Consider the following 10,375-nt stretch of genomic DNA (forward strand, 5'->3'; position numbering starts at 1 on the left):
ACCCGCTGACCGCTTCTGCTGACGCTTCTTACACCACGTCCCGGGACACGATCCTAGAGTGAAGGGGGAGGTCGGACGATAGGCGCAGCGCTCTGATTGGGGAGCATGGCAATGCCGTCACGCGAACAACTTCTGCACATCATCGGAATCCAGTCCGAGATCGCCAAGTTGGGGCTGGATCTGGGCGGGGTGATGCAGTACGTGGCCGAAGAGACCTTGTCGCTCGTTGAGGCCGATGGCGCCGCGATCGAGCTCGCCGAAGACGGCGAAATGGTCTATCGAGCGGCCTCGGGTATCGCCAAGCCACAGCTCGGTTTGCGCCTGAAGATCGGCGGCAGCCTTTCCGGCTTGTCGGTGATGACCGGCAAGGTGCTGGCCTGCTCCGATGCCGAAACCGACCCCCGGGTCGACCGGGTGGCCTGCCGGCGCATCGGTTTGCGCTCGATGCTGGTGATGCCGCTCAAACACCTCGGGGTGACCGTCGGGGTGCTCAAGGCCATGTCGGCGCAGGCCAACAAGTTCAAGGTGCGGGATCAGCGTCTGCTCGAGATGATGTCGGAGGTTGTCGCCGCCGCCATGTATTTCTCGGTCAAGTACGACAGCGACACCCTGTTCCTCAAGGCGACCCATGACAGCATGACCGGGCTGGCGAACCGGGCGTTGTTCATGGACCGCTTGCGCAACGCCGTGGCCCGCACGCAGCGGGAAAACAGCCCGTCGGGCGTGTTGATGATCGACATGGATGGGCTCAAGCAGATCAACGATACCCACGGCCACCGCATCGGCGATGCGGTCATCGTCGAATTTTCGCAGCGCCTTAAGCGTTCGACGCGTGAGACGGACACTGCAGCGCGCCTGGGTGGGGACGAATTCGGGGTGATTCTGAGCCCCCTCGAAAATGCCGAGGGGATCTCGCCCGTGGTGGCGCGGATTGCCGCCGAAATGCAGTCGCCCTTCGTCTTCGAAGATGAGGCCTATCTGCTGCAGGCCAGCATCGGTTCGGCGCTGATGCCCGAGGATGGGTACGAGCCGGAACGGCTTCTGGACGTTGCCGATCGGCGCATGTACGCCGTCAAGCAGTCGCACAAAAACAAGTAGCCGATGCCGGGCGAGTGGCCGGTGGCGCACGCCTTTGCGTTCTATGCCTTTCGTCTGAGTTGCCGGGGTCTGGCGGGGCGTCGATAATGCGACGTTGAGCCCCGAGGAGAATGTCATGAACCCGCTGCCGATGCCTTGCCGATGCGCCGTCCCGCTTGCTGCGGAGCGCTGGGTGCGGGCATGCCGCCGCGCCCGCTTGGAGGCGCGTGCCGGTGAATGAGGGCTTCGTCGCGCTGTGTCTGTGCGCCGAGTGGTGCGGCACCTGTCGCGAATACCGGGAGGCTTTCGAAGCCTTGGCGGCGAGTCTGCCCGAGGTGCGTTTCCGTTGGCTCGACATCGAGGACGAGGCCGAACAGATGGGCGACCTCGACGTCGAGAATTTCCCGACCCTGCTCGTGGCGCGCGACGACGTGGTGCTCTTCTTCGGGACGATGCTGCCGCACATCGGGCACCTCGAGCGCCTGCTCGAGACCTTTCGCGCGCAGACGCCGGCGGAGAGCCGCGAGTACGTGCAGCGCAACGAGGAACGGCGCGCTTGGCAGGCCGATCCCGACCTGCGTCGGTTGTGTGCTGGAGATTGAGATGGGGCTCGGGCGCGTGTTCAGCAAGTCGGCCGGGGCAGGGTGATCGGCCGTGAATGAAAAGGCGACCATCGACGGCGCCACCAACAAGCCGCCCGGAGTCCTGCTCTCGCTCTCCCTGCTGGTGCTGCTGGTGCTGCTGGCCTATCTGCTGGTGCTGAGTTTCCGCGATCAGGTGAAGACGGCGGAGATCAGTTCGCACAACCTGGCGGCGATCTTCGAGGCGCGTCTCGACGCGACACTGCGTCGCGCCGACGCCGACCTGCAGACCCTGTCGATCGAGCTGCCCGACGCGTCGTTGCGCAAAGACGCCGTGGGGCGCTACGAGCGCGAGGTGAACGCCAGCCTCGAGCGCCTGCTGTTCAACGTCGAGGAAATCGTCGGCTACCGTGTTCATGACGCCGAAGGCAACCTGCTCTACACCACGGGCGTCGTTCAGGTGCAGTGCGACCGACCCAAGTGCCTCAACGTCTCCGAGCGCGACTATTTCACGCGGTTGCGTGACGGCGAGGAGGTGGGGGCGATTTTCTCCGACGTGCTGATCGACCGGCGAACCGGGCGCGAGGTGCTGGTCATCGCCCGGCCGATGCTCGACGAGGAGGGGCGCTTCCTCGGCATCGTGCGTGCGCTGCTGGGGATCGATTACTACAAGAAGCAGTTCCAGGGGCTCGATCTCGGTAACAAGGGCGTGATCGCCCTGCGCCGCAAAGATAACCACGCCTTGGTCGTACGTTGGCCGGAGGTGCCCAACGAGGTGAACTGGCCGCTTGAACGCGCCCACCCTTTCGGCTCGCGCCGCGATGTTCCGGTGCGCGACGTTGCCATGCATTACGCCACCTACGTCGATAACGTCGCGCGCATCGTCGGCGTGCAGGTGATGAAAAACTACCCCTTCTACTTTACTGTCGGCCTCAGTCGCGACGAGGTGCTCGACGGCTGGTACACGCAGGTGGCGGTCGTTGCGTTCTCGTCGCTGGTGCTGATCTCGTTGGTTGGCACCCTGCTCCTGCGGCTCTGGCGGATGCGCATCCGCGAGGCGGGGATACTCAACAACCTGGCGCGCAGCGAATCGAAATTCCGGGAATTGGCGCAGATGGTGCCGGTCGGGATCTGCCACTTCGACGGTAAAGGACGCTGTACCTACGTGAACGGGCGCTATATGGCGCTCATCGGCCGCACCTGGGAAGAGACGATGGGCAGCGGCTGGCTCGACTTTGTTCATCCTGCCGATCGCGGGCGCGTTCAGGACACCTGGCAGAAGGCCGGCAAGAATGCCGCGGTGGTGTGCGAGTACCGTGTCCGTCGGCCGGACGGGCAGCTGGTGCATGTTCTGGGGGAGGTGCATACCCAGCTCTCGGCCGGCGGCGACGTGCGCGGCTACATCGTCGCGCAGACCGACATCACGGCACGCAAACAGGCCGAAGCGGCGTTGCTCGTCGCCAAGCAGGAGGCCGAAGGCGCCAACCTGGCCAAGACCCGCTTCCTGGCCGCCGCCAGCCACGACCTGCGCCAGCCGATCCAGGCCATCAACCTGTTCCGCGATGCGCTCGATAAGACCGAGCTGAGCGGTGAGCAGCGTTCGATCACTCGATACCTGTCGCTGTCGGTGCGAGCGCTCGGCGATTTGCTCTATTCGCTGCTCGACATCTCCAAGCTCGATGCGGGCATGGTCAAGCCGCAGGCGCGCGAAGTGCTGCTCGAATCCTTCTTCCAGTCGATCGACGGCGAGTTCTCGAATCTGGCCAACGAAAAACACCTGCGCTTTAAGTTGTTCTACCCGGTGCATGACGTCGTGATGCGGACCGACCCCGGGCTACTGCTCAGCGTGCTGCGCAACCTGATCGACAACGCGTTCAAGTACACCGAGCACGGCGGCATCCTCGTCGGCTTCCGGCGGCGCGGGCGTGGCGGCATCATCCAGGTCTGGGATACCGGCATCGGCATCGAAGCGAAATACGGCGACCAGATCTTCGACGAGTGCTTCCAGGTCGGAAATCCGTTGCGCGACCGCACCAAGGGGCTGGGGATCGGCCTGGCCATCGTTCGCCGCACCGCGCGCCTGTTGGGCGGCGAGGTGACCTACCGCTCCCGCCCCGGGCGCGGCTCGGTGTTCGAGGTCTACCTGCCCGAGATCGCCGGCGACCGCGATGCGGCCGCGCAGGCGGCGCCAACCCTCAGCGGCGCCGCCGATGAGGACTACTCGTTGCTGCGCGGCTGGCGCGTGGTGGTGATCGAAGACGATTACATGGTTGCCAAGTCGCTCGAACTGTCGCTTTCCAGCATGGGGATGCGGGTGCAGTGGTTCGCCAGCGCGACGGAGGCGCTGGAGAGCCCTGAGCTGCTTGGGGCCGATTTCTACATTTCGGACTTCAGTTTGCCGGGATCGAACGGACTGGATGTTCTGGATCGCATTCAGGAACGTTCGTCGGGGCCGATCAATGCCGTGCTGATGACCGGCGAAACCTCTCCGGAACGCATCGCGCTGACCACGTCGTCGCAGTGGACGGTGCTCTTCAAACCTGCCGACCTGGGCAAGCTGCTGGCCGCCATGAACGCGGTGGCTAGAGGAGGTGAGGCCGTCTAGACTCTGAGGGAATCCGCCTGTGCCCACGTTCCGTCGGGTGTACTTTAGGTTGCGCGCTATACTAGTATGTAAGTGTCTATCCATCATCATTGTCATTGTCGAGAGAGAAAATGGAAATCAACGTCACTGCATCAGAACCCCCTGCCTCGCTTCCGCCGGGCGACATCAACGCCGCGATCAATCTGCGCTTAGCCTTGTTGGGCTTGCCGCTGGCCGCCGGAGCCGATGGCGCCGCCCTGACCGGCCTGATGGGGCCGATTCTGGCGCGCCAGCGCGAAATGAGCCGCCGCCTCGCCGACCGGCTTTCGCCGGTCGATCAGCGGATTCAGGATTTCCTCAACGAATACCTGTCCGAGGTCGGCAACGTGCCGCGCCTGCCCGGACGCACGCTCGTCCTTGATCAGCCGGGCCTGGCGCGGGGAATGTCGCTGCCGGCCGGCGGTGATCTCTTCAAGTCGCCGCTGCTCAGCAGCTACCGTCTGCGCAACGGGGTCTTGCACAACCCGGCCAGCGACCGGCGGACCACGGCCGGCGTTTTCCACATCGCCGAAGGCGGCCTCCCGATCCCCGACGACAAACTGGCGGTGCCGAAGGTCACGTTTGCACGTCTGCTGGCTTTGGCGCTCACCCCGCCCGACGAGTCGATGCAGTTGCCCTTCACCTATGGTTCCGAGACTCCGGCCTCGTGCTTCGTCTCCCTGTACCTGCGGCCGCTGGTCGTGCCGGCAGTGCCGGGCTTCACGCACGAGAAACGTCTGGAAACGCGCTTTTTCGTTCCCGGCGGCCTCGTCGCCAACCTCGATTTCGTCGAGAGCATTTTCGGCAACGCCGGCGATCCTTACCTGCCGGAGAACGATCCGGCCCTGGATCCGGACGGCTGGACGGGGCATACCGGTTGCGTCATCCTGGCGCCGCACCTCACGCATGCCCCCAAGCACCTGCTCGGGCTGCCGCACTGGGATGCGGCGACGCCACGTCAGCGCCGCGACGGGATGTGCTACAAGGACGAGAACGAACTTTACAACGGCGGCAATGCCTTCAAGATTTGCGCCCGCGATGCGCGCGGGGTGATGGTCACCATCATTGCCGACAACTACTTCGGTTATTGCAAGAAAGAGGTCAAGACGCAGATCAGTTTTTCGGCCAACCTCTTCGGTTCGGCCGAGGAAGAGCACGCCGGCGGCGCCTTGGTCTTCCCGAGCTACAGCCTGGGTAACGAATACACGGACACCAGCGCGGGCGGCGAATACAAGCTGAGCGAAGTGCTGGCGCGCGACCCGCAGCGCTTCAAGGTGCAGGCTCAAGGGCACGCGCTGGATGCCGAGCAAGCGCACATTGTGCTGGTACCGGAGCATTCGACCTTCAACTTGCGCCAGCAGACGGTGAGCTGGCAGGGGGCGGGCGGCGAGCCTGCGGCGATCAAGCTGCTTGCCGGAAAAACCTACATGGGGCCGAACGGCTACATGATCCAGATGGAACAGCAGCCCAACCCGCTGCGGCAGTGGTCGCTGGTCGGGACGTCGCCGGACGTCACCTCCTGTCACAAGCCCTGTACGGTTTCAGGGGGCGGCAAGTCGGAAATTTCCAAGGCCCTGTCCGACGCCATCCTGCCGGCGATCGTTTTCGTTGCCGATCTGGACAAGGACCTCGACGCCGTTGCCGACATTCTGGCGCGCGATTTTTCCGACCGCTTCCTCGATCCCAAGCTCAAGGGCAGCGATCATCGCCTGATCCTCAGCAGCGATCGTTCGATGGGCAGTGTGATCAAGCTTTTGACCCCGTCGGAGAGTGATTTCACCGAGGAGTACAACACCTGGCTACGGGCCATCCCGCAGCATGTCAAAGAACTGGTTTTCGTGGTCAAGCGCTACTACCGTCCGGAATGGGGGGGCGATTGGCGCAGCCACTATTCGGTTGATATCGTCAACGGCCGCCCGGGCAATGCGCTCAAGCTCGACGGCGTCAAGCTCGTCTCGCACACCCTGCGCGTCGGGTTCGAGAAGGACGGTGCGTGGCGCGTGTTCGGCCTGCGCCACGATTTTCACCCGGCCATGAAGGTGCAGACCGAGGACGACATTACCGCCAGCGTGGTGGTGCCGCCGGGCACCGCTGGCGATGCGGGGGCGTTGTCGCGCAAGTACGTCCAGAACTGCGAGTTCCGTCTGTTCCAACGCCCCGACGACGCGATCCATCGTGGCTACGACCACCAGGCCGAGGCCGACATCGCCACGCCGGGCACCTTCATCTCCAACTTCGAGCCGCTCGACCAAGTGCGCGCGCAAGGGTTGGTTGAGGACGCGATTGGTTTCTCGGCCTATACCGATCCGATGCAGCGCCTGATTCTGGCGCACGCCGAGGCCCCCGCAGGCGCGTCGCCGCGTTATTTCGTTTCTTCCGCACACCCGCGGATGGTGGACGGAAAACCGTCGAAGAACCCGCGCTACCTGCAGCTGCGTCCGGATGTCGCGCAACCGCGCCAGACCGCTGCAGCGGAACTGGCGATGCGTCTGGCGCGGAAGCTGCCGAGCGAAGCGCCGCTGGTAACGCCGGTGGATGTGGTCGCAGCCGGCCGGCGCAACAACCCGCCGGAGGGCGGCATTCGCCCGCTGTGCCCGTACAACCCGCTGCACTACATGGAGTTGCCCGAGTTCTTCATGGAGGTCATCTGCTCGATGACCGGGAAATCGCCGTCGACGACCGGGGCGGGCTCGGAAGGCGCGCTCACCAAGGGGCCGTTCAATGCTTTGCCGGCAGTGCTTGACCTGAACGCCGCGTTCGTCTCCTTTGCCCTGACGGGCTACGACGGGTGGGTGTCCTGCGCCGGATACATCGGCCCCAATGTGCGTGTCGATCACGACTTCAGCCTGCTGGTGCCGGAAGTCTTCGCACGCATGGGGGCCGAAGAGCGGGATGCGCTAGCCCTGATCAAACGCGGTGCACTTGAGCGGCTGCAGGACTTTGAGCATCGCGGCCAGCCCGTGCTCGCCAGCCGGCTCGGTTATCGCATGACGAGCCGTTTTGCGATCGCTTATTTCGGCCGGGTGTTCCTGCATCCACATGTGGTGTTCACCGAGGAAATGCTGCGCCCCGAGTTGCAGGATGTGGACGTTTTCGCCGATGCCGTGGCCAATATCGTGGCCACCCACCAGCGTGTGGCGGAGAGCTATTTCGCCGACGGCAGCATCGAGATGGCGTGTCCGCCGCTCAAGGCCTTGCTCGAAATCATGGCGCACGGTCAGTCGGCGCAAGGGTATACGCTCGATTCGCCCGAGTTGCGGGCGATGTTTACCCGCGAAAGCGTGCTCGCCAGCGACTGGTACGCCGCGCGTCTGGATGCCAAACAGCGGAGCGACGAGGCGCGCTGGACGCGGGCGGCAGGGGCGTTGTACGAGTTCCTCGACCGGGCCGATAACGCGGCGGTCACTGCCCGGCTGGGGCTTGCCGAGCGGCGCACCAAGGCACAGGCCGAGCGCGTGCGGGTCGGCTCGGCGGAGTACCGTCGTTCGCTGATCGGGAGCATCGGCTTGCAACCTTTGCCGGATGGTCGCTGAGCCGGCGATTTCTCCGGGCGGGGCGGTGGCTCCGCCCGGAGGCTTGAGTCGGCGGCCTGCTTGGTGCCGAGGTCACTGGCTGCCCCTGGTCTTTGCCGCAGTTTTTCTGCCGGTGTCGGCGCAGGAATTGCCTGATCGGCCGATGTCGTGGCGCGTCGGTGAGTGCGCGCAATTGCGTGAGGGGGGCGGGGGCGCGGTTTTGAAAGCGCCGACCTACTGGCTGCGCGGGCGGGTCGAGGCGCTTGAGACGCGTCGACATCGGGCCGGCGTGTGTCCGTATTCCGGGAAGGCGCCTTCAATGCTCAATCATGCGGAGTGGCGCGAGCTGGCCGCCGCAGTGCCGTGCGTCGCGCGTGCTGAAGAAGTGCGCGAGCTTGATGTGCCGCAGGTGCTGCTGACGGTCGAGTCCTGGGAAACGCCCTGGACCCGGGCACATGGCCACGCGGGGATGCTTTATCGCGGACACTATCTCGATCAGGCGTTGGTGCGCGGAATGCGTCTGGCCATCGATGCCCAGTGGCTGGAGCGCTGTCCGGCTGGGCGTCCGCAGGACGTTAAGCAGTGAACGCGTGTCATTTTCTCCGGGCGCCGCTTGATGCTACAGTTGCGCTTCGGCATAACAAGAACAGTGGAGTCTCATGGTCAGGTTGCTCGTCGTAGAAGATCATGCCCTGGTGCGCGAAGGGCTTGTCCAAACGCTCCGCCAGCTCGAAGCGGGGGTCGAGGTTTGCGATGTGGCCGACGCGACGTCGGCCATTGAGATGCTGGATGCCGGGCGCGGTTTCGACATGATGCTCTTGGATCTCGGCTTGCCGGGCGTGGACGGCATGACCTGCCTGAGCATGTTGCGCAAGCGCTTCCCGCAGTTGCCGGTGGTGATCCTTTCGGGTTATGACGACGCGCATACGGTTTCGCGGGCGCTCAAAGCCGGGGCGGCTGGCTTTGTGCCCAAGGCCTATTCCAGCGACCGTTTGCTGGCGGCCCTGCGGCAGGTGCGCTCCGGGCGTGTTTATACCCCTGAAGCTTCTGCGCCCGGGGAGATCGCGCCGCGCGAACCTCTGGGTGGGCACGCTGATCCCGCAGACTTCGGGCTGACGGCTCGGCAGGCTGAAGTCCTTGGGTTGATGGCACGGGGTAAATCGAATCGCCAGATTGCCGAGTTACTTGGCCTCTCGGAGGGGACAGTGAAGATCCATCTGACTGCGATCTTCAAAGTGCTTAATGTCTCGAGCCGTACTCAGGCCATGGTGGTGATTGCCCGTGAAGGCATCCGCCTCTAGGCGTTCGCTGCTTGCGCAAAGCGCCCTCTGAAGGGCGCTTTTGCTTTGTGGCTGCCGGTAGATTTGTCTGCTGCGTGCAGCAAGGGCAAAAATCAAATTTCGTAGCAGTAAAGGCAGGCGTTGCCGGGGCCTTCAAGTTCGATGATTAGCGTCGCCTCAACGTCTGGCACGGGGAAGCTGTTGCTGACGAACAGGGAGCCCGGGCGCATTTCGGCCCTGACCTTTTGCCAGAGCGTTGGCATGGGTTCAGGCGATAGAAAAGCGTAAACCAGATCAGCCTCGTGGAGCTGGGCTTGCCAAAGAGAGCCCCAGGTCCAGGTGCAGTTTTTGAGGCCGCGTGTGCGCAGGTAACCCAGCAGCCAGCTGGCGGGCGCATTTTCGATGCCTCGCAGGTGAAGGGCGGGGTTTTCGGTGGCGAGCGGCGCGACCACACTGCCGATGCCGGCACCAAGGTCAATAAGTTGGCGAGCCTGTCTTTCGTCCGCGATTGCAGTCAGGGCTGCAACGGCGCTGGCGCTCGAGAGGAAAAGCGGGATGCGTCCGCCGATGGCGCCACGATAGACCAGCAGCAAGGCGATCAGCCCCAGCAGAAACCAGCCGGGCTCAATGCCAAGTTGGCTGGTTTGCCAGAGGAGCGGAACGAAAATGAGGTGAATCAGGCGCCACCACCACGGTTGGCGGGCGATGCAGGCAACCACCAAGGCGATGGCACCCACAGCATATGCGCTAGTTGGCCAGGGCAGTTCTTCGCCCCGAAAACCAAAATACGGCCAGGCCAGTGCCAGATAAACCAGGAGGGCTGCCGCCTGAATGGCGATTTGTCGGGCGTGCAGAAGCATGGAGGCTGGGTTGATATTGTTGAAGAATAAAGAGAGAAGGGGCTGCTGGTGTTCGTTCGCGTCCGATGACGTTCGGGTGTGGGCTGGCTGGCGGCTGGCGCAGGTTGCCGGTGTGTGCTTGGTGGCGGTTGAGGAAGCTCGGGATGCGCACTGAAAAAAAGATGAAAAAGTATAGTGTAAAACCGTCGGGGTTCTGGTATAGTTTCGGCCAGCTCAGAGATGACCGATTGACAGCGCTTTATAGTGGTGTCAAAATTCTCGGTTCCGAGTTGGAGGGATACCCAAGCGGTCAACGGGATCAGACTGTAAATCTGACGGCTCTGCCTTCGAAGGTTCGAATCCTTCTCCCTCCACCAGTTTTTTTAGCGGCGTGCGTTTTAGTTGGAATTGCGGGTGTAGCTCAATGGTAGAGCTGAAGCCTTCCAAGCTTAAGACGAGGGTT

At 63.6% G+C, this 10,375-nt stretch carries 7 protein-coding genes and 1 tRNA gene; 7 read left to right on the forward strand and 1 reads right to left on the reverse strand.

All coding sequences use genetic code 11. The features are described 5' to 3' along the window. The first annotated feature begins 111 nt into the window (after positions 1–111). The 6 genes from QMB55_RS13880 to QMB55_RS13905 all read left to right on the forward strand — a co-directional run bounded on the left by QMB55_RS13880 (position 112) and on the right by QMB55_RS13905 (position 9,094). Positions 112–1,098 (forward strand): diguanylate cyclase domain-containing protein, encoded by a 987-nt coding sequence (locus QMB55_RS13880; protein WP_497589318.1) that lies wholly within the window; start codon positions 112–114, stop codon positions 1,096–1,098. A gap of 206 nt (positions 1,099–1,304) precedes the next feature. Next, the gene (locus tag QMB55_RS13885; protein ID WP_497589319.1) at positions 1,305–1,679 is read left to right on the forward strand and encodes a thioredoxin family protein; all 375 of its coding nucleotides are present in this window, start codon (positions 1,305–1,307) and stop codon (positions 1,677–1,679) included. Between the two features lie 52 nt (positions 1,680–1,731). Beyond that, the gene (locus QMB55_RS13890) at positions 1,732–4,263 is read left to right on the forward strand and encodes an ATP-binding protein (RefSeq protein ID WP_497589320.1); all 2,532 of its coding nucleotides are present in this window, start codon (positions 1,732–1,734) and stop codon (positions 4,261–4,263) included. 110 nt (positions 4,264–4,373) lie between these two features. After that, positions 4,374–7,814, forward strand: a complete 3,441-nt coding sequence (locus tag QMB55_RS13895) for a PPi-type phosphoenolpyruvate carboxykinase family protein (RefSeq protein ID WP_497589321.1) — start codon at positions 4,374–4,376, stop codon at positions 7,812–7,814. A gap of 298 nt (positions 7,815–8,112) precedes the next feature. Continuing rightward, on the forward strand, positions 8,113–8,379 hold the full coding sequence (locus QMB55_RS13900; RefSeq protein ID WP_497589322.1) for a hypothetical protein: 267 nt from the start codon (positions 8,113–8,115) through the stop codon (positions 8,377–8,379). Positions 8,380–8,452: 73 nt separating this feature from the next. Beyond that, entirely contained in the window at positions 8,453–9,094 is a 642-nt protein-coding gene (locus QMB55_RS13905; RefSeq protein WP_497589323.1) for a response regulator, read from the forward strand. Between the two features lie 92 nt (positions 9,095–9,186). Here the strand turns inward: QMB55_RS13905 and QMB55_RS13910 are convergent, their stop codons facing one another. Beyond that, entirely contained in the window at positions 9,187–9,933 is a 747-nt protein-coding gene (locus QMB55_RS13910) for a class I SAM-dependent methyltransferase (RefSeq protein ID WP_497589324.1), read from the reverse strand. Positions 9,934–10,204: 271 nt separating this feature from the next. On the opposite strand from QMB55_RS13910, the gene QMB55_RS13915 reads away from it, so the two are divergent. After that, a tRNA-Tyr gene (locus QMB55_RS13915) sits at positions 10,205–10,289 on the forward strand. Positions 10,290–10,375: the final 86 nt, after the last annotated feature.

This window comes from Propionivibrio sp. (genome assembly GCF_041441355.1).
GTDB lineage: Bacteria > Pseudomonadota > Gammaproteobacteria > Burkholderiales > Rhodocyclaceae > Propionivibrio.